The organism is Bradyrhizobium sp. UFLA05-109 (assembly GCF_054185165.1).
Genome location: NZ_JBBIAR010000037.1, coordinates 1 through 24,131, shown reverse-complemented (window position 1 = coordinate 24,131; position 24,131 = coordinate 1). Strand labels below are relative to the sequence as shown.

The window sequence follows — 24,131 nt, the reverse complement described above, 5'->3', positions numbered from 1 at the left end:
CTCCTCAACTCGACTTGAGCGGCCTCGATGTTTCGTAAATCGTCACCAGTTCGACCACGGCGAACTGCTCCTGGTACTGGCAGTCTGCGGCCAGGGCGTCGGCTAGCTGCATGGCCTGATCGGCCCGGTGCAGCTCGGCCACTATCTCACCCCTGGTCAGGTTGATGACTCGGAAGGTCATGGTGCTGCCGGTCACATGATCTGGCGGAAGTGCTCGCGGCAAACGTAGCTCGTCAGGGGATGCCTGATCGGCTGCGGATCGTCGGCGAAGACCACTTCCTCGACCTTGTGCGCGGCGGGCTCGCCGCAGAAGCAGCGCTCGCCGTCGCAGCTGCCGCGCGGAGGCGCTGACCGCTCGACGAGCCCGAGCAACCAGATGACCAGGTTGGCGCGATCCGGCAGCACCAGCTCGTTGCCGGGGTTCGCCGCGCGCCAGCGGCGGACTGCCCGCATGTCGGCCTCCCACTGCAGATCGAAAATGTCCTGCAGCTCGGCTGCCTGTTCTTTGGCAGCCGCAAACTCGGCCCGCAGGTTCTCCAGTTCGCTCGGTTCGGTCACTTCAGCACCTTCTGGATTTCGGCCAGCGACTTCTCGATTTTGTCGGCGAGTGCCAGCAGCCGCCGCATGTCGGGCTCCAGCTTACGCATTTCGGCGAGCGCGGTCTTCGCTTCTGCGAGCTGCTCGTGGATTTCCTCGTTGCCGACTTCGTCGCCGAAGTTCTCTTCTCGAAGCAGCTTCACCCAGGCGCGCGGCACGCCGAGATCGAGGGCGACCTTCTCGTCGGTCCAGCCGCGCCCGTAGCCGACCTTGCCATCGATATAGACATCGTTCAGCTTCTCGAAAATGATGCGCCGATCCTCGCGCGTCATCACCCTGGCGTTCTCCTGCACCACCTGCAGCGGCTGCTCGGTCTTGTTCACCACGGGTTTCTCCCCAGATTTTCGGATTGCTGAAAACTTCGCCGCGCTGAAGCACTTCGGACAGCGGTGTGCCGTCGCGGTCTTGCCGATGCGCCAGCCCTTCTGCTCCAGCTTGCGAGCGATGAACTGCCACTCGATGTTGCTGTCCATGCCGCGACCGTTTGCCATCAGGTTCACCGGGAGCGGAACGGCGGCCTCGCAGTTAGGCGCGCCGCATCTCGCGATGATGCCACGGACCAGCCTGCCGTCCTCGCCGTAGGGGACGCTGGTGTGTTCAAAGACGGTCGAGGCGACGTTACTCATCCTTCCCTCGCTTCCGGCAGCAGGCGGTCGATCACTGCGCCGATGATCGATAACGGCTGCCCCTGGCTATCGCGGGTGATGGCGCTCGCCATGTTCTCGATCTGCGCGCCGTACTGCAGCGCGAGGGACAACAGGACCGCACCATCACGTGCGATAGCCTCGACGGCCTCGCCGGACCTGCCACCCGAGATGGAGACCTCGCCGGGCACGCCATCGTCGTAGAAGCCCAACGTGACGGCATAGCCACGATTGAGGCCGCCGAAGCTGATCTCGAAGGTCTCGGCGCGGCGGCGCAGCGGCAAGATGCGGCGGTCCGTCATCGCATGTATCCCCGACGCTGTTCGCTGGTTTGAAGGTCAACGATATCGACCCAGCCGATGTCGGGGCGCTGGCGGAAAGCCGCCAGCTCGACCATCAGGCTGGGTTCGGTGGCGTGCGTCGTCGCGATCGCGCACATGCCGCGCCGCCTCCCGTTGTCGGGGTCGTCGATGCCATAGAAGGCCGAAACACGCCACCGCCAAACCATCACGCCGCCTCGGCGATCTTCGGCTTGCGCACCCGGCGCTCGCTCTCCAGCGCACCGGCAACCTGGCGGATGCAGGAGATCAGGTCGTTCGCCTGCGCCTTGGTGGTGATCGCTGCAGTGATGTGCAATTCGAGCGCGTCGTTCTCGGTCTTCAGCTGGATATCGGCCCCCTTGGGAATACGCATAGTCTTCTCTCCTTTTTTGCGCGTTGGTTAAGACGCTTCGTTGAGGATGATGTGCATGACCTCGTTCAGCCGCGCCTGGTAGGCGATGCCGATCACGCCGAGGCCGTCCGCGAACTTCTTGTCGTGCTTCAGCTCCAGCAGGAACGCGGTGATGGCGACGCGGACCGCCATGGCCTGTCCTTCGGTCAGCTTGTGCCCGTCGATGGTGATCGTCGCCTCCATCAGGGCCGCTCCTTTTCGGTGAACATCTCGGCCTGCGGCGCTTCGGCTGCGGCCATCGCGTGGTAATCGAGGGCAATGGCCTCCATCAGCTCGATCTCGCGCTTCGCCTGGGCCTCGTTCATGAAGCCGTCCGCGACGCGCCGCCGATAGACGTGCTTGCGGTAGCCGATCTCGCGCAGCACGCAGCGCAGCTTGTCGACGGCGGTGATCATCAGGTCCCCTCCAGCTCGCGCGCCTTGACCCAGGCCTGCGCGCTCTCGACGGAGATCAAGACCCTGCGACCGACACGCATCTCGGTGGGGGCTTTGCCCGCGTATCGCAGATTGAGGTAGTGGCGCTCGGAGATGCGGAACGCCCGACAGAATTCAGGGACCGAGTAGGCAAGCAGGTCGGGCTTGACCACCTGCTGCTGCTCGCGCTTCTTGCGTTCGGCGCGCGGTTTGGCGTTCGCTTTCGCGGCGGACATCATCAGTGCGCTCCCTTCTGGCGATGCAGGTAGGCGTTGATCTGTTTGATTTCGTCGGCGACGCACCGGTCGAAAAGCCCGTGCATCTCCTGCTGGTGCGAAGGCGCGAAGCAGGCGACGTACTCGGCGACCAGATAGGCCAGCGCCGCGCCCTCGCTGTCGCAATCCATGTCCTCGCTGGCCTGATGGAATGTTTCGATCAGCCTGCAGACGTTGTCGGCGATCTTGTTTTCATCAACCGGCACGGCGGCACCTCCAGGACAGGCGGCGACCGATGTGGAAATAGCGGCGACCGCGCGTGCCGCAGACCGGGTCGCGGCGGCGATGGCGCTTGGTGCCAGGGGATGGGTTCGAACCACCGACGCGCGGATTTTCGATCCGCCGCTCTACCGACTGAGCTACCCCGGCCAGCGCCTCGTCATCATTCGAGACGCGCCCGATGCGGCGCGTCCACATCGCATCGAAATCCTCGTCGTCCGCCAGGACCGGCGACGCCAGTGCGGCGACGACGCATTGCAGGAAGGCGCGGCGCGCGATCATGCCCGAGCCCTCCGCTTGCGCTTGGTCTGGGGCGCGGGTCGTTGGCTCATATCCTCGCCGCGCGACGGCGCTGTGCGAGACGCCGCCTCCGTAGCTCCACCGGTCCCAAGGGCGTGCCGATCCAGCAGCTTGCGAACGCGATAGGCTTCGGCGAAGTGATCGCCCGCATGGCAATGCGCCGTCTCGCTGCGGCAGTGCTCGCCGCAGCAGATCGCCTGTGCAATTTCGAGGTCGCTGGGTCGGCTCATGATCAGTGCTCGGTCTGGTCAGCCTCGGCGTGGCCGTTGCCGCGCGCCTGGGCCAGGAACATCGGCATCTCACCGGTCTCGGCGATGAGCTGCGCTGCCGCAACGTCGCGCTCGTTATCGTGGAATTTGCGCAGGCCGAGCATCAGGCTGCCGCCGATCTGATCGAGCAGGCTCTTGATCGCCTCGGAGCGCCGCATCAGGTTGTCGCGCTCGGCGTTCACCTTGGTGACCTGGCGGCGCAGGCTGTCGTTCTCGAACTCGATGATCGCCTTGTTGCTCTTGAGCACCTCGTTCTCGGCGCGCAAGGACTGCAGCTCGGTCTCAAGCGAGGAAATTTCGTTAGCGAGGTTCATGGTCACTCCTTTTTTCAGCGGATCAGCGTCCAGAGCAGCTCGGCGACGTAGAGCAGCACGATCCAGACGGCGAAGTTGGCGAACAGCATCAGAAGACGAAGATGGTTGGCACTCATGTCGCGAGCTTCCTTCGAATTTGAGAGCGGACCTGCGTCGGAAACCAACGGCTCACGACGCTGCCGCGATGGAGCAGCACGAGGGATCGTTTCCCGTCCGGACCGGTGAAGTGGATGCGCGTGTGCCTCCCGGCTTCGGAGACGCGGACGTTCGAACCGCCCGCGTCGCGGATGGCGGCAATGGCATCGCGCACCACCTTCCGCATCACTCGGCCTCGGTCTTGCGAGCCAGGGCCTGGCGGATGAAATCCTCGTGCCGCTCGCAGGCGCGGATGACGGCGCTGTGATCGATGTTGAAGACGCGGGCGATCTGGTGATAGCCAGCCCCGGTCACGACCCGCGTGAAGGCCATGATCTTCTGCCGCGTCGCGACGATGTCCCGATTGGGTCTTGTCTGCAGATCAGCGACCGTGACGCCGAAATGCTGCGCGCCAACCGTACATGCGATGGTGCAGTGGTTCAGGTACGGGCGCGTCCCGGTGATCGCCTTGAACTCGGCGAACATTCTGCGATAGCGATCACCGTCAGCCGCGAACGGCATTGCCAGCATGCTGTGCTGGCCACCAACAGCGTGGAGAACCTTCCGAGTAACCCACAGGCGTTCGCTCAGCAGCTCGGCACAGCAGGCGTCGATAACAAACCTATCCATTCCCAGTCACTCCCCGTTACGCATCACTGGTCGGTCGATCACCCGCAGCGTCGGCGGCAGGTGCAGAAGGTGCTTCGGTCTCAGATTTCGGCGGCTTGGGCTTCGGCGCGTGCGTCGCGGCGTGCGCGTCGATGGCGGCGATGGCCGCCTGGCCAATCGGGGGAGCATTGCCGCTCAAGCGCTGCGCCAAACGGGGCGAAACGTCCTTGGCGGCGTCGGAGGCAACGGTGAACCCGGCATCCTCCATCTCATCGCGGCCATACATGCCAGCGATGATGTCGGGGCAGTACATGCGCGCCCAGTCGCGGCTCATGTTGTAAAAGAGCTGCAGATCGGGCTTCTTGTCCCAGAGCGGCGAGCCCTTGACCTTGCCCTTGTCGTTGTGGCCGGGGTGCAGCTTGCCGAGCGTGAACTGGTCGGGATCGGCGTCGAGCGGCGGGAAATAGCGCGGCTCCTTCTCGCCCTTGAAGGTTGCCCAGACCCGGCAGCGGCGCTTGTCGCCTTCGCCCTCGTAGTCCACCTGCAAGCGCGTCGTGATCGGGGCGCGCTGCTCGATGATCGCGTGGAAGAACTGGCTCTCGTAAGCGACGCGCTCGACCTTCTGACCGTTGATCCACTGCTCGACGGTGTAGGTCCAGCCCGCCAGCGAGAGCGGCGAGATATCCAGCTCCTGCGCCTTCATGCAGATGCCGAACATTCCGCCGACGTTGCCCTGCAGCCAGGGCGGCATCATCGGTCCGGCAGCGGACAGCAGCTTGGCCGCATCGACCATGTCGCGCAGGTTGGCGTAATCGACGCCGCCGCCCTTGAACAGCGTCACGGCTTCCGTGCGTTCGCTGACGACCTTTTCGGCGTCGCCGCGTGCAAGGTCACCGCGAGTGACGCGCTGGGGCTGGGCTTGCGCGTGCTGCTGGGGCGGCGGCGAATGCGGGGCTTCGGTGGTGACAGTCTCGTCGGTCATCACGCAGCCTCCCGCAATTCGAACTTGATGCGATCATCGACCGACTTCCGGTACCAGTCGGGCAGATCGACGTACTCGGCATCGGGCCGATCATCGCCAGGACCAGGCCACACGCCGCTGCGGTAGCAGTCCCAGAACATCTTCGCGGCCAGCTCGTTGAGCGCATGGCCGCGCGCCAGGTCCTCCTCCTTCAGTGTCTGGGCGCGCACGCAATAAGGCGGCTTGCTCTCGACCCAGAGCAGCGTGAACGAGTTCGCGGGCAGGCCCAGCGCGCGGGCACCTTCCAGCACCATCGCGCCCTGCTGGTGGTAGCCGTAGTCGATGATCGAGCGCTGGGTGTCGCGATAGAGGACCGAGCGCGTTGTCTTGAAATCGACGAAGTCGCCGCTGTCGTTCGGCATCTGATCAGGCCGAGCCTTCTTCCAGAAGCCGCGCGGATCGCGCCAGATCAGCGACCGCTCGGGCGCGCCGTTCAGAATGCCCTGCTGCACGAGGGGGAAGTTGCCGAGGGCCACGATCATGCCCTTGGCGGCCTCGACCATCTCGGGCGACACGATGAACTTGCCTGCCGCGATCTGGGCGGCCTTCCAGTCGCGCCATTCCTTCCTGTTGCCCTGGTAGGCGACCCCGCCGACCGTCGCAGGGCGCAGCACGCAGTCGTGCTCGAACGGCTCGCCAGCCACGGCGCTGTGCAGGAAACGGCCGAGCGACAGCGACTCGTTCTGCTCGTCATCGAGCGAGCGAGCCGGATTGAGCTGCGACTTTTCGAAGGCGTGCTTCGGCGACTTCGCGATGATGCTGCGAAACATTGACGACGAGACGCTGATCTCGGCGCACAAATCGGGGCGGTGATAATCGGCGAGCGGGACGCCACGGTAAATCCCGGGCGTGGTGATCGGGCTTCCGTCCCACTGGATAGACTGCATGACGACACGAACCTCCGGCGCAAAGCAGCAACGGCCTTGGCGCGAGGCCAAGGACAACGAAGTGCGATGATTTGGGACCGGGTCACCTGCTACACGGCAGGTGATGACACCGTGGTTTCGAGATCATGAGGGGCGATGTTGATTGGTGCTCTTTGCGCCCGCCTGATGCTCCGGATTGTCAATCCCGCAATATGGACTGTCAACAGCGCGACCAGGCGCAGACCCGGAAAGTTTGATGCAGCGCGTTGCGACTCTTAACGACCGCACCATGGAGTCTTCATCGCGCGTCGCTGCGTCCTAACGGTTGAGCCAGACCCGGAAAGTTTGGCCGCGCGCAAAGTTTACGATGACAGCGAGTAACGTCGGTGATCATGAATTGCCGATGCGCGTGTCGGTCTGGGACAATCCAAACTCTGAGCAGGTTCTTCGGGCGATGTGGATGCAAGGTGCTTCAGCAGCGCTGATCGCGGATGCCCTGCGCACCTCGCGTAATTCCGTCATCGGCAAGGTTCATCGCCTGGGGCTGTCGCGGACACAGCGCAAGCCGAAGATCGCGAAGCAGCCGACCAGGTCCAACGTCGTGCCGCTGCACCGCAAAGGGGCGAAGCCGAAGCCGCGCCCCAGCGAACCGGTGCCGTTCCTCAAGGCAAAGTGGTTTCACTGCCGCGCCGTGCTCGATCAGCGCGGCAAGGACGGCCTGGCGCTGTTCTGCGGCGAGACGAAGGCGTTCGGCTCGCCCTGGTGCGCCAAGCATCGGCGCGTGTTCACCGTGGCGAGGGTGTCGTGATGACGACAATGAGCGCGGCCCGGTGATCACTCCCGCTTCACCGTGGCCCTGCAAAACTCAAAGGGATACCGATGGCGAAAGCAGCGAACACGAGCAACGATTTCGAACCCGAAGTCGTGCAGGAACTCCTGGGGAAGATCGACGGCTATCACGCCGATCTGGCGAGCGAGCGCGGTACGTTCATGAAAACGTGCCGCAGCATCCGCGAGTCTATCTCGAACGTCTACACCGAGGCCAAGGCGCGCGGCATCCCCGAGAAGGAGCTGCGCTCGCTGGTCCGGATCAGGCTCAACGAGCAGAAGAACCGCAAGATTTACGAGGAGCTGGAGGCCGACCAGCAGCTGACGCTGTCGATGCTGGCGACCGCCGAAGGCGTCAAGGACCTGCCGCTCTGGCGGGCCGCCGCCATGATGGGTGATGCAAGCGCCACCGCTCACTGATTGGGGGGCGGTCCATGCACAGCATCGTTGCAGGCCCTCGCGCGACCGAGTTCGCACTCTTCCCATCCGCGCAGAAGGCGCTGGCTGAACTCGATCATCTGGCGGCCGAGATCAGGAACGCACCTTCCATCGATATCATCGAGGCAGCTGCGAACGCGGCTGCTGGCTATCAGCGCATGTTCAAGCCGGTGAAGGCGGTTGCCGACCGCGCTGGCGAAGTCTGGGTCGAAGCCGAAGTCAAGATTGGCGAGGAACGGAAGAAGGTCGGCAAGGCGAAGGGTGCTCGCGCAGGCGGGAAGAAAACCGGGCCACGCGGGACCTATGTGGACCCGCGTGACTCGGCCCCCACCGTCTTAGAACTCGGGATCGACAAGAAGCGCCTGCTCCGGGCGGAAAAGCTCGCCGACATGGGCGAAGACGAGCGCGCCGCGCTGACGGCCGATCTTAAGGCGGCTGACAAAGCGGTCACACCCGCCGCGTTGCTCGCGGCATCGCGCAAAAATGCGAAGGCCGAAAAGCGCCAGGCGGCGCTGACGGCGGTCTTTTCCGAGACCGGGCCGTTCGATGTCGTCGTGATCGATCCGCCCTGGCCAATGCAGAAGATCGACCGCAACGAGCGGCCGAACCAGGACGCCTTTGACTATGACGTGATGACGCTGGAGCAGATCGAGGCCTTTTGGCCCAGCGAGATCGCACCGCACCTGAAGGACGACTGCCACGTCCTTTGCTGGACCACCGAGAAGTTTCTGCCCGCAACGCTGGCGCTCCTCGAAAAATGGGACCTGCGTTACGTCTTGACGATGGTCTGGCACAAACCCGGAGGCTTCCAGCCGCACGATCTGCCGCAATACAACGCTGAGTTCATCGTCTATGCCCGCAGGGGCACGCCGGTCTTCACCGACACGAAGGACTTCAACGTTTGCAACTCGTGGCCGCGCCGCGAGCACTCGCGCAAGCCAGCGGAGTTCTATGAGCTGATTGCGCGAGTGACGGGGGGGTCGCGGCTGGATGTGTTTGCCCGCGAGGCTCATTCCGGCTTTGCCCAGTTCGGCAAAGAGATCTCCAAATTCCCGGAGGTCGCGGATGCCGTATGAAACCGACCGCCAGACATCGGACCGCTTCCTGCCCGAGGTCAAGCGGCTGATCTCGCCTTACCTGCTCGACGCGACTCCCGACTTCATCGACCAGAAGCAGGCCGCCGATTTGATGACCGTGCTCGGGCGCGATATTCGCATCGGCGTCCGTGTGCGTGCATTTGGCTATGCCGAGCGGTACCCGCATCAGTTCACCCTGAGGTGTCAGCGCGATACCGGCACCGAAACTGAGCTGTCGAAGATCATCAACGGATGGGGCGACTGGTTCTTCTACGGGCACGCAGCCAGCCCCGAGGGGCTGGAGATTTCGCCTTGGTGGTTGATTGATCTCGCGGCTTTTCGCGCGGCGTTGATCCGCGAGGCGCGGAACGGAACCGAGCTGCGCCACGGCGATGGCAGCAACGGCGACGGCACGCACTTCAAATGGTTTGATGTCCGGTCATTCCCGCCGCATCCGCCGCTCTTGATCGCGTCGAGCGAGGTCTATTTCTCATGACCTACTCGCCGCGCATCCTGGCTCTCGATCTGGCGGCGCGCACTGGCTGGGCGCTCGGCTATCCGAACGACGAAGCGCCCCGCTCGGGATCGTTCCGCCTGGCGCGTGAGGGCGCGAGCATGGGAGCGCTCTTTTCCGCTTGCCGACAGTTGCTGGACGATCTGCTCAACATCGAGCCCGACATCAAGCTGATCGTCTTCGAAGCGCCAATGACGCCGCAGCAGATGGCTGGCCGAACGACCGCCGACATCATGCGGAGGTTGAGCGGCCTTTGCGCGGTGGTCGAGGAGCTGGCCTGCACACGCGGCGGCTACGACGTGCGGGAGGCGCGCGTGTCGGATGTGCGCTCCCACTTCATCGGCTCGAACCGCCACAAGCGCGACCAGGCCAAGGCGCTGACGATCAGCGCCTGCCATCGGCTCGGCTGGGCCCCGGCCGACGACAACGCCGCCGACGCGCTCGCGCTCTGGCACTTCCAGGCGTCAATCCTCGATCCCAAGCTCGCTCTGCAGGCCTCTCCACTTTTTCGACGGAGGATTGCGTGATGGTCGAATGGTACATGCACAACATCCCGGATTGGATGGACGGCACGGAAGGCCTCGATGATGGTCCGTACCGCGCCTATCACGTCGTCTGCCAGCTGATCTATTTGAACAATGGGCCCATCGCGCTGCACGAGCAAGGCATCGCAGGTCGCTGTAACCAGCACATCCTCGCTTTCCGGAAGAACCTCAAGACCCTGCTCGACGCCGGAAAGCTGTCCCTGATCGACGGCCGACTTTCGAACGACCGCGCTGCAACCGAGCTTCAACGTGTCCACAACCACCGCCTGACCTCGGCCAAAGGGGGCAAGGCTAGTGCCGGGGTTCGCAAGAGGTTGAACGGCGGTCAGCATGATAACTCTCTGAAAGATAACGACCAGCCGTCAAGTCCACTGTTCGATCAGCAACACCATAAGAGAAGAGAAGAAGAGAGTAGAGAAGATAAGAAAGAAGAAGATGACGCTTCGCTTGGGTTTGTTTCCCTCAACCGACAGACCGAGCCCGAGGCCGCCCAGGATCGCAAGCGCGTCCTGTCGGACTACGACTTCATGTCCGACGACGGATCGGTCCTGATCCTCGCTGACGAATTCGCCGAACTGGAACGCGAAATCACAACAATCAAATCGGTGCGCGCAATCGTGCGTAACGCTTGTCGCTCCTGGCTGAAGGAGATCGCGCCGAGCGAGCGCAAGCAGGCCCTGCTGGCGTTTCTCCGCAAAAAGCAGCGCGAGAACCTGCAGCGCAGCGCATCGTCCTCGCTGAAGCCCGATCAGGCGACGAAGGCTGCGTTCAACGAAAAGCTGAAGGAGCGCGACGCCCACGCTGCACGCGTGGCCGCCTACCGCGGAAGGGAAGCACAACGGAGGATGGAGAAGGAAGCAAATGCACGGCAAGCCGAGCCCAACGGAAGCGGCGGTCATCTTGGCCCGAACGGGTGCGACTAAGCCCGGAAAGTATCGATGTCCGGTGTGCAGCGATCACCGGAAGCATCACAAGCACCAAAAGTGTCTCTCCGTGAAGGAAGCGAGCATCGGCGATGGTTTCATTTTCAAATGCCACCACTGCGGATTTGCAGGTTATGCAGACCCGGCTGTCCGAACAGGCAATCGAGTGGATGCGCGTCGAGCGCGGGATCAGCGTCGAGACTTTGCGCAAGATGCCCGTCGCATCCGGCAACGTGTTTTTTCCCGACCTGAACCGGCGCAGTGATGCGCTGTTCTTCCGATACCCGGAGGGCTGGAAGGCGCGAGCCTATCCCGAAAAAGCGTTCACCTCGCGCAAGGGCACGACGCTGACGTTCTGGAATATCGAGGCCGTGCTCGCTGGCCCGATGACAGTGGTTTACATCGTCGAGGGCGAGCTTGATGCCTGTGCGCTGGTGGAAGCGGGCTTGCCTGCTGATCAGGTGCTGGCCGCGCCCGCAGCGAACGGCGGCTCCTACGAGTACGTTCTCGACGCGCAGCAGCAGGGCGTGGCCAAAGCGAAGAAGATCGTTTGGTGCGGCGACCAGGACGAAGCCGGATTGAAGCTCCGTGCAATGATGGCGCAACTGTTCGGCTTCTCGAATTTTTTCTTCATCGAGTGGCCGGAGGGCACGAAGGACGCGAACGACTTCCTGCGCAGCGACGGCGCGACGGACCTGCGCGACAAGGTTCTCCACGCGCCCATGCCGTGGCCTGTCGATGGCCTGTTCCGCATGAGCGACCTTCCGGACCCGCCGCCGATGACGGTCTGGCACCTTGGCTTCGATGACTGGAAAAATCGCTGCCATGTCGCGGCCGGTACGCTGTCGGTCGTGACCGGCCATCCTGGTATGGGCAAGACCACGCTGTGGACGCAGCTCTGGTATCAGACCATCGCAAGGTACGGTCTCGTCGCCTGCATCGCCAGTTTCGAGACCCGTCCGAAGCCGCATCTGCGACGGCAACTGCGGACGCTGCATGCGCGCAGGCTTGAAAAGTCCTTGGACGCTAACGCCAACGAGATCGCCGCCGCCGACAGGTGGATCGAGGACCACTACCTGTTCTTGCAGCATCCCGAACGTCGCCCGACGTTGCAGTGGTTGCTAATGAATGCGGAAGTCGCCGTGCGGCGCTACGGCGCAAAAATCCTCCAGATCGATCCGTGGAACAGGCTTGAAGCAAGCCGCGAGCGCGGCGAGAGCGAGACCGACTACATCGGCCGTTGTTTGCGCGAGCTGTACAGCTTCGCTGTCGATCTCGACTGCCATGTGCAGATCATCGCGCATCCGGCGAAGGCGAGCGACGGCTACCGTCGCAGCGATCCCCCCGAGCTTGAACACATCCATGGCTCAAAGCACTGGGACAACATGGTCGATCAGGGTTTCGTGGTGCATCGGCCGCGTCTGTTCAACGATGCAGGCAACTGCGAGTACTACGCCGAGCTTCATCACAAGAAAGCGCGCTTCGATGAGCTGGGCTTCGCGACGAAGTTCGGCCTGGAATTTCAGTCCGACTGCGGCCGGTACACAACCTGCAATCTGCAAACGAAGAAGCCGAAGCAGGCAGCGATGTCCAGCGAGGACGAATGATGGATTACGCCGAATACCTGCAATCCACCGGAATGGCGGGCAAAAGCAGGCGCAGCAATGCGTCGGGCGCGCGGCTTTTGCGAACGCTGCGGGCGTCCGGCGCAGGAGGTTCATCACAAGACCTACGAGCGACTGTTCTGCGAGCGCGACGACGATCTCGAAGCGCTCTGCGCCCCGTGTCACCGGATGGAGCACCGCCGATTGTCGCTGAAGGACGCCCAGCGACAGGAGCGGCGGCGGCAGCAGTACGGTGAGCGCCGCGTGCGCGATCTCTATGCACCGAAAGGGAGGCTTGGAAAATGAGTTGCATGCTGATCCGGCGCGAGGCGATGAGTTTCAACCCGCTGGGGGACATTGTCCTCGACGACGACGCGCCATCGATCTGGGATGGGCCCCATGTCGGCAAGCGGCTGTGCGAGGCGATGCAGACCCTGCGGCTGCTGCCCATGCCTGGGGTCTGCGGCCATCGGCCTGGCTGGCCGCCCTACGTCTACGAGTTCGAGGACCTCGTCGAGCAGCACAAGCAGGGCGAGCTGGAGCGGACGCAGCAGATGCAGAACCGCACCAGGCTGCTGCCGTCGCTTCGCGATGTGACCCGCATGGAAGCGGCGATCTGTTGGCCCGCCCAGTACCTCGGGCGGCTCGCGCACCTGGTCTCGGCCGTGAATGCCGTGGCGTTGGCTCACGCCCTGGATCGCGATGCGGGGTGGGTCGCGGCCAAGCGCGGCGGCTATGCGGACACTTGGCGGCAGCGCCACGACCAGGGCTGCGAGATCATCGCTCGCGAGTTGCGCAAGAGGCTGGTCCCGGTGTTCTGAGAGTGCCTAATGGAATTTGAAATCCCTCACGGTGCGGAGCGTGAGTATCTGATCATCTTCGGCGTGGCGGCGGTCTATATAGGCACCAGCCCGATTGGGGAGCCGTGCATCGTCGACGCAACCCGCGATCTCAATCTGACCTTGCACGCAATGCAGGGGAAATGGCTACGGTCGGAAATCTCGCGCGCCTACTGGGTCAAGGACCGCGACACCGCCGAGGCAATCGCGGCTGAGGTTGACAGCGTGCTGCCGCATGACCAGGACGGTCGGCTCGCTGTGCGCGCCGAAGTCGCAGCGCGGCAGATCGAGGCAGTCGCTCGCTCCTGGCATATCCCGCTGACCAATCACGACGCAGCGATGTCGCGCGTGAAATCGGCGGTCAGGCATGTCCAGGAGGTGATCGATGCGGCGAACGCGACCGGCGAGCTTGCCTGGTTCAACGCTGCCTATCGGGCCTGGCGTCTCGATGCGAAAAAAACCGGAGCGGGGATGAGCTACGCTGAAGCGAGGGCGCGGCTGCGCAAGGCTGTTACCAAGCAGCTGATTACGTTGGACGTTCTCGATTGCAGCGAACATCTGTTGCCGGACATTTTCCCGCTGCTTGGAAGCGTCGGACAAGAACCAGCCGAAAAATGTCCGACTAGCTGATGAAGATTTACGTTGACGCCGCAAAAAATCCCGCCCATCTATCGCGCGACGGCGAGCGGGCCCATCGGTTGCCCGAATGACAATCACCCAGCACCAGAAGCGCAAAGAACTGGAGAAGCAGGCGACTGCGCTCCTACGCGGAGAGCGTCTTGCACCCGCTGGGCCGATTGGATTGATCGGAAAGATGAAGCGCCGCGAGGCGGACAGCAATCTCGCGAAGCGAAATCGGCGCGAGACTGTGGTCGAGCTTCGCTTTCTCTACCGGCAGCTATCGAAAGCAGCGCGCCAGGGCCTGGCCAGCCGCTTCAAACAGCAGCGCATCGCCGATCCGACGCTCGACTGGAATGCGTGGCTCGCCAGAAATTTACGTTGACGGCTAAGTCCGGGCCTGCGCTTGATCGCAGCACAGCTCGACGCCAGAGCCCGGCGCTCTCGGGTCGAGGCCGTGGTTTCATCTAGCACAGAGACTTGGATCAACCGGCCCCGGTTAACGGACGCCGGTTGTTTTTTCGTACCGAGGGGTCCACTCCAATCTCGTCATGTCCGCTTTGCTCCTAAAATGACGCGGTTGCTGCGAAGCGGCGAAATGACGCGATGGGCCAACAGGCGACATCACCTGATCACAAGACTGCGCCTTGACGTGCAGGAATCTCAAACTGGAAGAGAGCCCCCCTTGGCTCGCACGCAGTCGCCCACAGCCGTCCACCATGCGCTTCGATAATTGAGCGGCAGATTGCCAATCCCATACCGACGCCGCCAGCCTTCGTCGTGTAAAATGGGTCAAAGAGACGTGGAAGGTTCTCTGGGCTCAGCCCCGGACCGGTATCCCGGACGCCAACGCGGACGCCCTCGCCGACGATGCCCTCGGTGCTGATCAGCAACTCGCGTGGTCCAGCATCCACAGCACTCATTGCCTGAATGGCATTGATGGTCAGGTTCAACACGACCTGTTGAATCTGAATCCGGTCCGCCTCGACATGCCGCAACTCAGGTGCCAGTTGTGCCCGCACGGACACCCCGTGTTTCAAGGCCTCGCCGTGGGTCAATACGGTCACCTCCTGGATGGCCTCATTGATATCCACCGGCTCCTTCCTTGGCGGCTGCTTCTTGGCAAGATCCATCAGGCCGGTGATGATATCGCTGCCTCGGCATGCATCGTTAATGACCCGTTCTAGCGAAAGCTTCGCCTCCTCAAGATCAGGCGGCTGCATCGCAAGCCACCGCAGACCGGCGTCTCCGTTGCCCTTGACGGCAGTGAGCGGCTGTCTGAGTTCGTGGGCAATCGAGGCAGTGAGTTGTCCGACAACGGCGACACGGTTTGCGTGAGCCAGTTCGGTCTGCACCTCACGATACTGACGCTCGCGGCGGGTAATCTCCAAGGCAACGGTCGCCTCCGCGGCAAAATCTGTGACCAGTTCGATCTCTTTCTCCGTAAAGGGCTCTACGCGCCGCCGCCCAATACTAAGCACTCCGATTAGCTCGTCGTTTCTCAGCATTGGCACGTAAAGGCCCGTCCGAAAGCCCGCTTTGACCAAAGCCACTAGATAGGCCTCGCCCGCTCGATAGACTTCATGTGCGGCTAAGTCGGGGATGTGGACCGGCGACTTGCTTGCGGTGAAGCGACCTATAAAGCTGCTGTATTCCAGAAGCATTGGCGGTGGATACTGCTTTAACACCAAGCCTTTATGGGCAACGAGACGAAGGCCGGCTTCCTCGACGAGCCGGAAGCCACCCGCGTCGGCCCGGCACACGCGTGCGGCGTTGTCCAGGATGGCTTGGAATATGGGCTGCAAGTCGTGCGGTGAGGAGGCAATGGCGCGCAGCACTGCCGAGATAGCTGTCCGCTGTGCGGCGAGTTCAGTTACCTGCCCCCGGAGTTCAGTTACCCGCTCCTGCAGCTCCGAGCGGGAGAGAGGATCTGGCGCACGGGCGTCCCCTTTGGTCATGCGGCATCATTCAGTCGAGTTCCATGGCGACAGCCGGAAGCTAACACGGCGTTGCGGCTTTCGCTAGGCTGGCCCCGCCGCTATCGCAGCGTTACGACCATTTCACTGCATTGGTCCATGACCGCCCTGGGTCATTCCCTTCGCTCTGAACGCTCCGGTTTTGCACCAACTACGGACATGGCGCCACGCTTCGCCAACTACTGCTGAGGGCCAACAATAGCTGACGTTCACAAGCAGCATCGAACTCGACGACTTCCTCAACGGAAACGTCGCGAAGCATGGACGCCAAGAGCAAGGGCTTCGCCGTTGCTATGCGGCCCGTCGCTGGATGTTGCCGGCTGCGTCCCGAATAACTTCATACACGCGCCGAGGCTGGGAAAGCATCGGCACGTGACTTGATGCAAGTTCGGTAACCTTGGCGTTCATGCGCTTGGCCAGGAAGCGCTCCAGCTCGGGCTGTATGGTCCGATCCTCAGAACCGACAATGTAAGATGTCGGCTTGTGTTTCCAGGCGGCACCCGGAACGGGTTGACCGAAAAGATCAGCCAGTGGTGCCATTTGCGTAGCCCAAACCAGTTGCTGCTCGGGTGCCGGCAGGTCGCCTGCAAATTCGGGAACGCCGGATGGACGAAGCCATATGCGCCCGTCTGTCACTTCGACGTGCTGGAAAATCGGCGTGGCCGGGTACTTGTTTTGGTCGACAAGCACTGTGTCGCCGTCCTCCGGTGCAAACGCGCATATATAAACGAGCGCTGCCACCCGGCTGTCAGTCCCGGCTGCCGTGATGACAGCGCCACCGTAAGAATGACCGACGAGAACGACAGGACCGCTGGCGCGGGCGAACGAGGTCCGAACTGCGGCCGCGTCGTCAGCAACGGTGTTGAGATGGTTTTGCGTCGAGATCACTTGAAAGCCATCCGCCAAGAGCAGCGGGATCACTCGGGGACGTGCGATTGCGCACGCCCCGCTCCGTCTTGGGCCCGCCTCGACTAGCCGCCGCTGGCCTTGACTTGTGGCGGATGCTTCATGTCGATTAATGGCACCGGATTGTCGGGTTGCTGAAGATTGGGTCTCCAGTCGTTCGAGGCGCCACCGGGGAGCCGTTTAATGCTCGGAAAATCAACAATCGACTTGTTGAAGTCCATCACGACCGCAGAAATCAGCGCAAGGACCCAGCCGTTGTCCTGTCCCGACCATTTGCCCGGTGAGGACTGCGCCAGCCGTGCCGACATGGCGCCGTTGAACGTCATGTCATATTTCTCGAACGGGTCCATGGTGAGGTTGTAAATCGCGCCGATTGACCCGAGGTTCTGCTCCGACCCGAGCCAGGTATCCTTGGCCGTCCACAAATATTTCCACGCGATGGAGAGATTGGGGTTCTCGGGATCGCCGGCGACGTCGGCGCGTGCTCCCATGAAGTTTTCGCCATCGATGTAGATCCACGATCTCCGGGCGGAATGCTTGGCCTGCCCGAGGATGTACTCGCTGTTGTCGATGCTGTCGAAGTAGATCGGTTTGTTGTTGTTATCGACCCACGCACCGTGCGGCGGCGGGGTGAGACCGACCATCTTGGCGAGCGTCGCCCAGCAGTCGATATGCGACATCATCTCGTCGTACTTCGCGCCGGCCGGGATGTGTCCGGGCCACCACATCAAACCCGGCACCCGCCAGCCGCCTTCGAACGCCGAACCCTTTTCGCCGCGGAACGGCGAGGTGCCGGCGTCGGGGTAGGCATCCTGCCAGGCGCCGTTGTCCGCCGTCACGATGACGATCGTGTCTGGCGCCTCCGCGCGGATTGCATCCATGATCCGGCCGATGTCGTCATCGAGTTCCATGAGCGAATCCGAGTAGTCACCGAGGCGCGACTTCCCGGCGAACCTGGTTGCCGGATTAGTGGGGTTGTGCATGTGCATGAAGTTCACGTCCACGAAGAACGGCTTGTCGTCCTTGGCGTGCTTCTTGATGTAGTCGATCGCGTAATCGGCTTGCCGGACGTCGAAGTTCGCCAAGTATTCGTAGCTGATGTCGGCGACCTTCTTAGCTGGTTGGCCGGCCACGCCCTCCCATTCGTACATGTTCACGACGTCGAAGTAGGCCTTCTTGAACTCCGGGTTATACGACGGGAACCAGGGATGGAAGTACCGGGATGTGTCAGCGTAGGTGTAGACGCCCGGATAGTAGGCGCCGAACGCCTTCATCTCATCGAAGCCGTGCTCGATCGGATAAGACTCCGGCTTGTCCCCGAGATGCCATTTACCGGAGAAGTAAGTCCCATAACCGTTCTTCTTAAAGAACTCCGCGATGGTGGGCGTCTCCTTCTTCAGCGCATTCTCGTCGCCTGGAGCGACTACGATCGAGAGCGCGGTACGAATCGGGACGCGCCCGGTTATGAAGGAGGCGCGGCCCGCGGTGCAACTTGCTTGCCCGTACCAGTTGGTGAACACCGCGCCTTCCTTGGCGATCCGGTCGACGTTCGGGGTCGGATGGCCAAGGGCGGTGCCGCCTCCCGAATAAGCACCGAAATCGTTCCAGCCAGTGTCGTCTGTCATCAACATGACGATGTTGGGCCGCTTCTGCTGTTGCGCGTATGCCGGCACGTTCGTAAGCGCCGTGACGGCGACGCCTGCCAACAGGCCATGCCGCAATGCTCGTCCGATTTTCATGGGTCGGTTCCTCCGTTTGACGTTACCGAGTGGTCCGGAGTTCAGCTGGAGAGGAACGTCCGATGCTATGCATTTTCGGCAGATCAAATTGAATTGTGAGGTAGAGAGACGGTCGCGGACATCCAGACAAGCCAGCCGAGCCTTCGTGGCGCGGCCGCTAGGATAACTGCGAAACGCCGGTGCTGGGAGTTGACGGCGTTATGGCTTCGCAGCACTCGGCGGACCCGATCTTCTTGATCTTTTTCCGTTACGGTGCTAGCGCGTTTCTGAATATGCTCACCTTCGAGGGCGCCGGCTGTCACCGGCGCCTTTTCGGCATGGCTGATCACGCGGCCCGTCAGCGACCAACAGGCGCGCGACGCCAAAGCCACCCTAAACAAGAGCTGGTAGCCTGGCGACGTCGAATTGATGAAGCGACACCAACGGGTCGCATAAGTCGCTTGGACGAACGATGTCGGTTTGCGGTCATTCGCGTCGATCTAACCGCATACCGACGACTTCCGCTCTACCCCTGCGAATTTTGAAGGTGAGGACTCTAGGACGTTGTAAGCCTGTCGCGCAAAGCTTGACTGAGGCAGCTGTGCCGGACGCTATTTAGTTCGTGCGGTGTGGAGGCTTCTTCTTTCGATGCTGTGTCGGCTGCGTTGCCTTTGGAGGCTGCGGAGCTTGCGGCCAGTAGGCACAAGGCGCACAGCTACAGGCACAGCCACAGCCTCTGGCCAGCCTTGGTTTTTGGAAGAGCGGTGGTGGTCCAGCATTTTCCTTGTCGAAGACATGGAACGTCGCCAAACTAACGTCGGAGATTTCCTCCTCACCAAGAAAGAGTTCGTGCTTCTGCGAGGGCGGTGATGTATTCGCCGACGCTTCGCTAGTTGAGGCGCACGCACCGCTTGCCGCCGAGAGAGACATGGCGGCAAACCCTAGAGCGGGTAAGGCTTTGCTCCGACGCTTGCCTATGGAAGAGCGCTTCGGCATGGCACAATTCTCCCACTTGCTTGGGCATACTGGACTAAACTGGCGTGATGAAATCCGACCGAGCTAGTTCCAGTAAAGACCAATGATGGCGGTGGTGAAGGCTATGCCGACCCCGGCGGCGGTCAAGCCTTTGGCCAAGCGGGAAGCCGACTTCAGCGTGCAAGAGTGCTGGTGCGCCGGCGCTCCTATTTCGTGAACCTCGGCCTTGAGGATGTCGGTGGCGTTTCCGCCGCGGGCGAAAGATTGAACGTCAGCCAGAGGTTCCAGCCTGCTGGGCGATTGGCATTGGCGAATTCACCGTAGGCCTTCAGGTTCAGATAGCCCTGCATGTCTCCGACCGGGAAAATGTAACCAACCTGCGGTCCGATGCCCTGCACCCGCGACCGGAAGCAGCCGACGCGATCGCCGGAGCCACTGTCGCAGCCGATCTCCTGATAGAGGTAACCCACGAGGCCGACCTGCCACTGCTTGGTCAGAAATTGCGACGCGCCCCAGTCGAGGTGCATGTCGACGCCGCTTTGATATTGAGTGGCCGGGTTGACGAAGTTGTATGTGAATCCCAGCACCGTCGAAAATTCATGCCCGGTCTTTGGATCGAAATAGGTGTAGCCGCCGCCCGCATCGATTGCCCAGTGCCCGATCCCCAAATTCGCAAGGCGGGTTGACTGGTAGGCGCCGGCCGGGAGGTCGGCGGTAATGTAGGTCATGTAGTTGTTGGTACCGGCATTCCACTTCAGCGCGAACTGCGGGACCAGATCACCAAATGCAATGATCGAGCTGTCGATGCTGTCGAAGCGCGAGAAGGGGATAGCGCCGCCCGGTGTCGTCAATGTCCCCACAAGCGATCCCGCCAGCGACGTGGAGTTGGAACCGTAGGCCGCTAGCAGGCTGGCAGAGGCCTGACCACCCAGCACCGGCGTCGCAAAGGTGTAGGTCCCGGCCAGAAAGCCAAGATTCACATTCGCATTGACGTTCGCGTTCACGTTGACGTTCAGATTCGCGGGAATGCGACCAAGCGTGATCTCGCGTGCCCGCGCCACGTCAGCGCCGGCGGAGACCGAGTCATGATAATAGATCGAGGTCACTGACCATCCCGGGGCCTGCGCTGGGACAGCCGCGAGGCTGCCAAAGAATCCGGGTATCCAAAAGCTGACGCCGCCTTCATCAGCGCGAGCGGTTTGAGTGGGAAGCGCGAGTAGCGCGGCCAATACCCCAATAGGAAAATACCGCCGAGAAAAACTGGGTTCCAACCCCAATCGAAGCCATCGCATTTTGGCACCCCTTCATATTTTTTTGCCTACAGCGATCTCCAAGGCGGCCGGCTTAGGAGACTCAACTCGAGATAATCATATTTTGCACCGCCACTCTTTCGTATGCAGAATCGGCAAGCCGCCCGTTCGCTCGATGTTTATCGGAAGACTGTGCCTGGAGCGCCACAGCCTGCCAGCCGGGCCTCGGACAAGAACAACGGCTAAAAAGCGCGCGCGGGCTGTCGGCTTCGTTGAACACTAGAGGCGAGTCTTCGTGGCGAGGGGTCGCCGTTCGGATGACCACCAAGCGTGCGCGGTGGCTCCTAGGGATTCGCAGACAGCACTTCCGAGTTGGGTCATTCGCGACTGAGCCGGGCGTGCTCGCTACCAATCGATGTCCGCTTCGGTCCCGATAGCGACCGCTTTTGAGCAGACGCAGTAAATGACGCGAAGGGCCAATAGCCGACATTGCTTGATCACGGGACTGCGCCTTAACGGCCAGGAATAATCTCAAACTGGAAAAGGGCTCCTCTTGGCTCGCACTGAGTGGCCCACAGCCGTCCCCCGTGCGCTTCGACTATCGAGCGGCAGATCACCAATCCCATACCCATGCCGCCAGCCTTGGTCGTGTAAAATGGTTCAAAGAGATGCGGAAGGCTCTCTGGGCTCAGCCCCGGACCGGTATCCCGGACGCCAACGCGAATGCCTTCACTCTCGATGCTCTCGGTGCAGATCAGCAACTCGCGTGGCCCACCATCAGTGGCGCTCATTGCGTGTACGGCGTTGACGGTCAGGTTCAGCACAACTTGTTGAAGTTGGAGACGATCCCCTTCGACGTGCGCCAACCGAGGCGCCAGTTGCGTGCGGAGGGACACTCCGTGTTTCCCGGCCTCGCCATGGGTCAACACGATCACCTCTTGGATGGCCTCGTTGATATCCACCGGCTCCTTCTTTATCGGCTGCTTCCTTGTAAGGTCCATCAAGCCGCTGATGATATCGCCGCCACGGCGCGCACTCTCAACGGCCCTCTCGAAACAAAGCTTCGCCTCTCTGAGATCAGGCGGCTGCATTGCAAGCCACCGCAGACCGGCGCTTCCATTGACGTCAACGCTACCGAGGGGCTGTCTGAGTTCGTGGGCAATCGAGGCGGTTAGTTGCCCGATAACAGCGACGCGGTTTGCATGAGCCAGCTCGGTCTGCACCTCACGATACTGGCGCTCGCGACGCGTAATGTCCAAGGCAATGGTCGCCTGCGCGGCGAAGTCTGTGACCAGTTCGATCTCTTTCTGAGTAAAGGGCTCTGGGCGCAGCCGTGAAAGACCAATCGTTCCGATTAGCTCGTCGTTTCTTAGCATCGGCAGCACGAGGAGCGTCCGGTAGCCCGCCTTAACCAAACCCACTGCGCCAACCTCTCCCGCGCGATAGAGTTCATGCGTGGCGAGGTCGGGGACGTGGATCGGCGCCTTGTTTGCGATGAGGGGACCATAGAGGCTACCGGGTCCGATTAGCTTTGACGGTGAATACGTGCCGGGGCTCTGTGTGCGCGCAACGAGACGAAGGCCTGCTTCCTCGGCAAGGCGGACGAAGCCCACATCTGCCCGGCAGAGGCGATTGGCGTTGTCGAGGATGGCATGGAATATGGGCTGCAAGTCGTGTGGTGAGGAGGCAATGGCGCGCAGCACCTCCGAGATAGCTGCCCGCTGTGCGGTGAGTTCAGTCACCTGCACCTGTAGCTCGGAGCTGGAAAGAGCGCCTGGCGTCGCCGCGTTTTCCCCTCGGCGGGTGTCTCTTTTTGTCATGCGGCGTCGTTCCGTCGACTTCGGTGCGCCGCCTCTCCCCGGCGAGCGGTCGGAAGCTAACACCGCGTTGCGGCTATTCACTGCGCTGGCCCTGCCGCTATCGCAGCTTTCCACGAATGGCAAAAACGTACAATGTCCGCTTTGGGTCGATTCCGTTGAAAAAGGCGGCAGTAGTCCTGATGTATTAGCGCCAGCGCCGATGGGGCCCAACGGCCGTTATACGGGTTTGAGGGATTGTGTTGGGATCAGCTTGGCCATCTTGCGAAGGTTCTGGGCGGTGGCTGCGAGGGTGAACTCATCACGAGCACCGTTTGGACCTCGTAAACGCAGACGGTCGAGCTTGAGAATGCGCTTGAGGTGCGCGAACAGCATCTCGATCTTTTTGCGGAGCCGACGCGAGGTGCCTCCTTCCCACGACCTTGCGATCTGGCGGGCCATGTCGCGAGCGCCCTCATAGATTGAGCGCGGCACCCTCCGTGAGGGCTGCTTGGGGCAACACCGGGACTTCAGTGCGCACCGATCGCAATCGCGCTTGCTGGCCATGTAAAGCATCGTGGCGCCATCGTTCACCAGCGCTCCGGTCGTGGTGAGTACCTTGCCGCCAGGACAGCGATACACGTCACCTGCGTGGTCATAGGTGAAGTCCTCGCGCGAGAATATCCTTGTCGAACACTGTGACGTGTGGCTCGATGCCGTGCTCGTAGACCAACCATCCGAGCATCTCGGCCGAGCCATAGCCGCTGTCGCCGAGGAGCCGGCTCGGATAGAGATCGAACCGGTCGAGCGAGCGCTCAATCATGCGCTTGGCGGCCAACACCTCCGCCTGTCGGATTGCCGTGGTTGCCTCGACATCGACGATGATCGCGTTCTCGACGTCGACCAGGTAATTCGTCGAGTAGGCGAAGAAGGCTTGGCCGCCGTGCGCTCCCGTCCAGCGCGCCGCTGGGTCGGAGGGCGACACGAACTTCGGCGTGACCTCGGTCGCTGCTCCGAAAGCGGCATCGTCGAGGACGGCCAGATACTCATCGATCGCTCGGCCGGCGGCCTCCGGTGGAAGACCCTTGTCGCCTTCGATCCCCTTCTGCCGATTGGCATCGGCCTTGATCAAGCTCGCATCGACCGCAAATCCTTCACCACCGACAAGTCGTTCCTCGATGCAGCGGCGCAAGACGCTCTCGAACACTCGACGGAAGAGATCGCTCTCCCGGAAGCGACCATGCCTGTTCTTGGAAAAAGTCGAGTGATCCGGCACCGAACCGTTCAGGCCGAGCCGGCAGAACCACCGGTAGGCCAAATTGAGGTGGACCTCATCGCACAGGCGCCGCTCCGATCTGATGCCGCAGCAGTAACCGATCAGGAGCATCCGGATCATGAGCTCCGGATCGATCGAAGGTCGACCGATGCTACTGTAGAAAGGCGCCAGGCCCAGCCGGACCTCTTCGAGGTCGACAAACCTGTCGATCGACCGAAGCAGGTGGTCGGCGGGAATATGCTTCTCGAGCGAGAACTCATAGAACAACGCAGCCTGTTCGACTTGCCGATGCCCCATCATGATCTTCAGTCCTGCCAACTAAGCAGACTGAATCACTGGTATCTCTGAGTCGCAACAGCCGCCTTTTTCAACGGAATCGGTCATGTGTGGACGACGCCCGCGTTGCAAGAAGAATCTGGCGTTCGGCTTGCGGTCGGGTGCAAGTCATGTGTCCG

General features: G+C 62.0%; 32 protein-coding genes, 1 tRNA gene and 1 pseudogene. 11 read left to right on the top strand and 23 right to left on the bottom strand.

What is annotated here, in order from left to right; genetic code table 11:
* Positions 1-4 precede the first annotated feature (4 nt).
* The 17 genes from Q3C01_RS25675 to Q3C01_RS25595 form a co-directional block, all read right to left on the bottom strand.
* Positions 5-196, bottom strand: a complete 192-nt coding sequence (locus tag Q3C01_RS25675) for a hypothetical protein (RefSeq protein WP_458148084.1) — start codon at positions 194-196, stop codon at positions 5-7.
* Complete coding sequence (locus Q3C01_RS25670) at positions 193-558, bottom strand: hypothetical protein (RefSeq protein ID WP_458148083.1); 366 nt, start codon at positions 556-558, stop codon at positions 193-195. Before Q3C01_RS25670 ends, Q3C01_RS25675 begins: the two co-directional genes overlap by 4 nt.
* The gene (locus Q3C01_RS25665) at positions 555-1,223 is read right to left on the bottom strand and encodes a hypothetical protein (protein WP_458148082.1); all 669 of its coding nucleotides are present in this window, start codon (positions 1,221-1,223) and stop codon (positions 555-557) included. The genes Q3C01_RS25670 and Q3C01_RS25665 overlap by 4 nt, the downstream gene beginning before the upstream one ends.
* Positions 1,220-1,543 carry a TSCPD domain-containing protein gene (locus Q3C01_RS25660; RefSeq protein ID WP_458148081.1) on the bottom strand — a complete coding sequence of 108 codons (324 nt, stop codon included), beginning with the start codon at positions 1,541-1,543 and terminating at the stop codon, positions 1,220-1,222. The genes Q3C01_RS25665 and Q3C01_RS25660 overlap by 4 nt, the downstream gene beginning before the upstream one ends.
* On the bottom strand, positions 1,540-1,680 hold the full coding sequence (locus Q3C01_RS25655; RefSeq protein WP_458148080.1) for a hypothetical protein: 141 nt from the start codon (positions 1,678-1,680) through the stop codon (positions 1,540-1,542). The genes Q3C01_RS25660 and Q3C01_RS25655 overlap by 4 nt, the downstream gene beginning before the upstream one ends.
* Positions 1,681-1,748: 68 nt before the next feature.
* Positions 1,749-1,934: a hypothetical protein gene (locus tag Q3C01_RS25650; RefSeq protein ID WP_439372962.1), complete on the bottom strand. Its 186-nt coding sequence runs from the start codon at positions 1,932-1,934 to the stop codon at positions 1,749-1,751.
* 27 nt (positions 1,935-1,961) lie between these two features.
* Positions 1,962-2,156 (bottom strand): hypothetical protein, encoded by a 195-nt coding sequence (locus tag Q3C01_RS25645; protein WP_458148079.1) that lies wholly within the window; start codon positions 2,154-2,156, stop codon positions 1,962-1,964.
* Positions 2,156-2,368, bottom strand: coding sequence for a hypothetical protein (locus Q3C01_RS25640; RefSeq protein ID WP_458148078.1), 213 nt, complete (start codon positions 2,366-2,368; stop codon positions 2,156-2,158). Before Q3C01_RS25640 ends, Q3C01_RS25645 begins: the two co-directional genes overlap by 1 nt.
* Positions 2,368-2,625, bottom strand: a complete 258-nt coding sequence (locus Q3C01_RS25635) for a hypothetical protein (RefSeq protein ID WP_458148077.1) — start codon at positions 2,623-2,625, stop codon at positions 2,368-2,370. The genes Q3C01_RS25640 and Q3C01_RS25635 overlap by 1 nt, the downstream gene beginning before the upstream one ends.
* Positions 2,625-2,867, bottom strand: a complete 243-nt coding sequence (locus tag Q3C01_RS25630) for a hypothetical protein (protein WP_458148076.1) — start codon at positions 2,865-2,867, stop codon at positions 2,625-2,627. The genes Q3C01_RS25635 and Q3C01_RS25630 overlap by 1 nt, the downstream gene beginning before the upstream one ends.
* A gap of 87 nt (positions 2,868-2,954) precedes the next feature.
* A tRNA-Phe gene (locus Q3C01_RS25625) sits at positions 2,955-3,030 on the bottom strand.
* A gap of 128 nt (positions 3,031-3,158) precedes the next feature.
* Positions 3,159-3,410: a hypothetical protein gene (locus tag Q3C01_RS25620; protein WP_458148075.1), complete on the bottom strand. Its 252-nt coding sequence runs from the start codon at positions 3,408-3,410 to the stop codon at positions 3,159-3,161.
* Positions 3,411-3,412: 2 nt separating this feature from the next.
* Positions 3,413-3,763, bottom strand: a complete 351-nt coding sequence (locus Q3C01_RS25615) for a hypothetical protein (RefSeq protein WP_458148074.1) — start codon at positions 3,761-3,763, stop codon at positions 3,413-3,415.
* A 112-nt stretch (positions 3,764-3,875) separates the two neighbouring features.
* Complete coding sequence (locus Q3C01_RS25610; protein ID WP_458148073.1) at positions 3,876-4,085, bottom strand: hypothetical protein; 210 nt, start codon at positions 4,083-4,085, stop codon at positions 3,876-3,878.
* Positions 4,085-4,528: a helix-turn-helix domain-containing protein gene (locus Q3C01_RS25605; RefSeq protein WP_458148072.1), complete on the bottom strand. Its 444-nt coding sequence runs from the start codon at positions 4,526-4,528 to the stop codon at positions 4,085-4,087. Before Q3C01_RS25605 ends, Q3C01_RS25610 begins: the two co-directional genes overlap by 1 nt.
* A gap of 16 nt (positions 4,529-4,544) precedes the next feature.
* On the bottom strand, positions 4,545-5,489 hold the full coding sequence (locus Q3C01_RS25600; protein WP_458148071.1) for a recombinase RecT: 945 nt from the start codon (positions 5,487-5,489) through the stop codon (positions 4,545-4,547).
* A complete protein-coding gene (locus Q3C01_RS25595) occupies positions 5,489-6,415 on the bottom strand; it encodes a PD-(D/E)XK nuclease-like domain-containing protein (protein WP_458148070.1) in 927 nt (308 codons plus the stop codon). Before Q3C01_RS25595 ends, Q3C01_RS25600 begins: the two co-directional genes overlap by 1 nt.
* 346 nt (positions 6,416-6,761) lie before the next feature.
* On the opposite strand from Q3C01_RS25595, the gene Q3C01_RS25590 reads away from it, so the two are divergent.
* The 11 genes from Q3C01_RS25590 to Q3C01_RS25540 all read left to right on the top strand — a co-directional run bounded on the left by Q3C01_RS25590 (position 6,762) and on the right by Q3C01_RS25540 (position 14,164).
* The gene (locus tag Q3C01_RS25590) at positions 6,762-7,202 is read left to right on the top strand and encodes a GcrA family cell cycle regulator (protein ID WP_458148069.1); all 441 of its coding nucleotides are present in this window, start codon (positions 6,762-6,764) and stop codon (positions 7,200-7,202) included.
* Between the two features lie 71 nt (positions 7,203-7,273).
* Positions 7,274-7,642: a GapR family DNA-binding domain-containing protein gene (locus tag Q3C01_RS25585; protein WP_458148068.1), complete on the top strand. Its 369-nt coding sequence runs from the start codon at positions 7,274-7,276 to the stop codon at positions 7,640-7,642.
* Positions 7,643-7,656: 14 nt separating this feature from the next.
* On the top strand, positions 7,657-8,736 hold the full coding sequence (locus Q3C01_RS25580) for an MT-A70 family methyltransferase (RefSeq protein ID WP_458148067.1): 1,080 nt from the start codon (positions 7,657-7,659) through the stop codon (positions 8,734-8,736).
* On the top strand, positions 8,726-9,232 hold the full coding sequence (locus tag Q3C01_RS25575; protein WP_458148066.1) for a hypothetical protein: 507 nt from the start codon (positions 8,726-8,728) through the stop codon (positions 9,230-9,232). Before Q3C01_RS25580 ends, Q3C01_RS25575 begins: the two co-directional genes overlap by 11 nt.
* Entirely contained in the window at positions 9,229-9,777 is a 549-nt protein-coding gene (locus tag Q3C01_RS25570) for a hypothetical protein (protein WP_458148065.1), read from the top strand. The genes Q3C01_RS25575 and Q3C01_RS25570 overlap by 4 nt, the downstream gene beginning before the upstream one ends.
* Positions 9,777-10,718 carry a DUF1376 domain-containing protein gene (locus tag Q3C01_RS25565; RefSeq protein WP_458148135.1) on the top strand — a complete coding sequence of 314 codons (942 nt, stop codon included), beginning with the start codon at positions 9,777-9,779 and terminating at the stop codon, positions 10,716-10,718. The genes Q3C01_RS25570 and Q3C01_RS25565 overlap by 1 nt, the downstream gene beginning before the upstream one ends.
* Positions 10,719-10,810: 92 nt before the next feature.
* Positions 10,811-12,325 carry an AAA family ATPase gene (locus Q3C01_RS25560; protein ID WP_458148064.1) on the top strand — a complete coding sequence of 505 codons (1,515 nt, stop codon included), beginning with the start codon at positions 10,811-10,813 and terminating at the stop codon, positions 12,323-12,325.
* A gap of 57 nt (positions 12,326-12,382) precedes the next feature.
* Positions 12,383-12,628 carry an HNH endonuclease gene (locus tag Q3C01_RS25555; RefSeq protein WP_458148063.1) on the top strand — a complete coding sequence of 82 codons (246 nt, stop codon included), beginning with the start codon at positions 12,383-12,385 and terminating at the stop codon, positions 12,626-12,628.
* Between the two features lie 5 nt (positions 12,629-12,633).
* Positions 12,634-13,143 carry a hypothetical protein gene (locus Q3C01_RS25550; protein ID WP_458148062.1) on the top strand — a complete coding sequence of 170 codons (510 nt, stop codon included), beginning with the start codon at positions 12,634-12,636 and terminating at the stop codon, positions 13,141-13,143.
* Between the two features lie 9 nt (positions 13,144-13,152).
* On the top strand, positions 13,153-13,791 hold the full coding sequence (locus Q3C01_RS25545; protein WP_458148061.1) for a hypothetical protein: 639 nt from the start codon (positions 13,153-13,155) through the stop codon (positions 13,789-13,791).
* A gap of 76 nt (positions 13,792-13,867) precedes the next feature.
* Positions 13,868-14,164: a hypothetical protein gene (locus Q3C01_RS25540; RefSeq protein ID WP_458148060.1), complete on the top strand. Its 297-nt coding sequence runs from the start codon at positions 13,868-13,870 to the stop codon at positions 14,162-14,164.
* Positions 14,165-14,411: 247 nt separating this feature from the next.
* Here Q3C01_RS25540 and Q3C01_RS25535 read toward each other — a convergent pair whose 3' ends face one another.
* The 6 genes and pseudogenes from Q3C01_RS25535 to Q3C01_RS25510 form a co-directional block, all read right to left on the bottom strand.
* Positions 14,412-15,737, bottom strand: coding sequence for a sensor histidine kinase (locus tag Q3C01_RS25535; protein WP_458148059.1), 1,326 nt, complete (start codon positions 15,735-15,737; stop codon positions 14,412-14,414).
* A 309-nt stretch (positions 15,738-16,046) separates the two neighbouring features.
* Positions 16,047-16,676, bottom strand: a complete 630-nt coding sequence (locus tag Q3C01_RS25530; RefSeq protein WP_458148058.1) for an alpha/beta hydrolase — start codon at positions 16,674-16,676, stop codon at positions 16,047-16,049.
* A gap of 50 nt (positions 16,677-16,726) precedes the next feature.
* Positions 16,727-18,400, bottom strand: a complete 1,674-nt coding sequence (locus tag Q3C01_RS25525) for an arylsulfatase (RefSeq protein ID WP_458148057.1) — start codon at positions 18,398-18,400, stop codon at positions 16,727-16,729.
* A gap of 1,160 nt (positions 18,401-19,560) precedes the next feature.
* Entirely contained in the window at positions 19,561-20,460 is a 900-nt protein-coding gene (locus Q3C01_RS25520; RefSeq protein ID WP_458148056.1) for a SphA family protein, read from the bottom strand.
* Positions 20,461-21,116: 656 nt separating this feature from the next.
* Positions 21,117-22,424 carry a sensor histidine kinase gene (locus Q3C01_RS25515; RefSeq protein ID WP_458148055.1) on the bottom strand — a complete coding sequence of 436 codons (1,308 nt, stop codon included), beginning with the start codon at positions 22,422-22,424 and terminating at the stop codon, positions 21,117-21,119.
* A gap of 216 nt (positions 22,425-22,640) precedes the next feature.
* Positions 22,641-23,976, bottom strand: a pseudogene (locus Q3C01_RS25510) (transposase).
* Positions 23,977-24,131: the final 155 nt, after the last annotated feature.

What these genes read in the sequence shown, in the direction of transcription:
- Q3C01_RS25560 (WP_458148064.1), top strand. Translation starts at nt 10,811, where the DNA reads ATGGTTTCATTTTCAAATGCCACCACTGCGGATTTGCAGGTTATGCAG.
- Q3C01_RS25585 (WP_458148068.1), top strand. Translation starts at nt 7,274, where the DNA reads ATGGCGAAAGCAGCGAACACGAGCAACGATTTCGAACCCGAAGTCGTG.
- Q3C01_RS25550 (WP_458148062.1), top strand. Translation starts at nt 12,634, where the DNA reads ATGCTGATCCGGCGCGAGGCGATGAGTTTCAACCCGCTGGGGGACATT.
- Q3C01_RS25595 (WP_458148070.1), bottom strand. Translation starts at nt 6,415, where the DNA reads ATGCAGTCTATCCAGTGGGACGGAAGCCCGATCACCACGCCCGGGATT.
- Q3C01_RS25575 (WP_458148066.1), top strand. Translation starts at nt 8,726, where the DNA reads ATGCCGTATGAAACCGACCGCCAGACATCGGACCGCTTCCTGCCCGAG.
- Q3C01_RS25615 (WP_458148074.1), bottom strand. Translation starts at nt 3,763, where the DNA reads ATGAACCTCGCTAACGAAATTTCCTCGCTTGAGACCGAGCTGCAGTCC.
- Q3C01_RS25515 (WP_458148055.1), bottom strand. Translation starts at nt 22,424, where the DNA reads ATGACAAAAAGAGACACCCGCCGAGGGGAAAACGCGGCGACGCCAGGC.
- Q3C01_RS25650 (WP_439372962.1), bottom strand. Translation starts at nt 1,934, where the DNA reads ATGCGTATTCCCAAGGGGGCCGATATCCAGCTGAAGACCGAGAACGAC.
- Q3C01_RS25655 (WP_458148080.1), bottom strand. Translation starts at nt 1,680, where the DNA reads ATGTGCGCGATCGCGACGACGCACGCCACCGAACCCAGCCTGATGGTC.
- Q3C01_RS25660 (WP_458148081.1), bottom strand. Translation starts at nt 1,543, where the DNA reads ATGACGGACCGCCGCATCTTGCCGCTGCGCCGCCGCGCCGAGACCTTC.
- Q3C01_RS25570 (WP_458148065.1), top strand. Translation starts at nt 9,229, where the DNA reads ATGACCTACTCGCCGCGCATCCTGGCTCTCGATCTGGCGGCGCGCACT.
- Q3C01_RS25525 (WP_458148057.1), bottom strand. Translation starts at nt 18,400, where the DNA reads ATGAAAATCGGACGAGCATTGCGGCATGGCCTGTTGGCAGGCGTCGCC.
- Q3C01_RS25535 (WP_458148059.1), bottom strand. Translation starts at nt 15,737, where the DNA reads ATGACCAAAGGGGACGCCCGTGCGCCAGATCCTCTCTCCCGCTCGGAG.
- Q3C01_RS25645 (WP_458148079.1), bottom strand. Translation starts at nt 2,156, where the DNA reads ATGGAGGCGACGATCACCATCGACGGGCACAAGCTGACCGAAGGACAG.
- Q3C01_RS25635 (WP_458148077.1), bottom strand. Translation starts at nt 2,625, where the DNA reads ATGATGTCCGCCGCGAAAGCGAACGCCAAACCGCGCGCCGAACGCAAG.
- Q3C01_RS25565 (WP_458148135.1), top strand. Translation starts at nt 9,777, where the DNA reads ATGGTCGAATGGTACATGCACAACATCCCGGATTGGATGGACGGCACG.
- Q3C01_RS25540 (WP_458148060.1), top strand. Translation starts at nt 13,868, where the DNA reads ATGACAATCACCCAGCACCAGAAGCGCAAAGAACTGGAGAAGCAGGCG.
- Q3C01_RS25610 (WP_458148073.1), bottom strand. Translation starts at nt 4,085, where the DNA reads ATGCGGAAGGTGGTGCGCGATGCCATTGCCGCCATCCGCGACGCGGGC.
- Q3C01_RS25605 (WP_458148072.1), bottom strand. Translation starts at nt 4,528, where the DNA reads ATGGATAGGTTTGTTATCGACGCCTGCTGTGCCGAGCTGCTGAGCGAA.
- Q3C01_RS25600 (WP_458148071.1), bottom strand. Translation starts at nt 5,489, where the DNA reads ATGACCGACGAGACTGTCACCACCGAAGCCCCGCATTCGCCGCCGCCC.
- Q3C01_RS25665 (WP_458148082.1), bottom strand. Translation starts at nt 1,223, where the DNA reads ATGAGTAACGTCGCCTCGACCGTCTTTGAACACACCAGCGTCCCCTAC.
- Q3C01_RS25545 (WP_458148061.1), top strand. Translation starts at nt 13,153, where the DNA reads ATGGAATTTGAAATCCCTCACGGTGCGGAGCGTGAGTATCTGATCATC.
- Q3C01_RS25620 (WP_458148075.1), bottom strand. Translation starts at nt 3,410, where the DNA reads ATGAGCCGACCCAGCGACCTCGAAATTGCACAGGCGATCTGCTGCGGC.
- Q3C01_RS25580 (WP_458148067.1), top strand. Translation starts at nt 7,657, where the DNA reads ATGCACAGCATCGTTGCAGGCCCTCGCGCGACCGAGTTCGCACTCTTC.
- Q3C01_RS25590 (WP_458148069.1), top strand. Translation starts at nt 6,762, where the DNA reads ATGACAGCGAGTAACGTCGGTGATCATGAATTGCCGATGCGCGTGTCG.
- Q3C01_RS25640 (WP_458148078.1), bottom strand. Translation starts at nt 2,368, where the DNA reads ATGATCACCGCCGTCGACAAGCTGCGCTGCGTGCTGCGCGAGATCGGC.
- Q3C01_RS25555 (WP_458148063.1), top strand. Translation starts at nt 12,383, where the DNA reads ATGCGTCGGGCGCGCGGCTTTTGCGAACGCTGCGGGCGTCCGGCGCAG.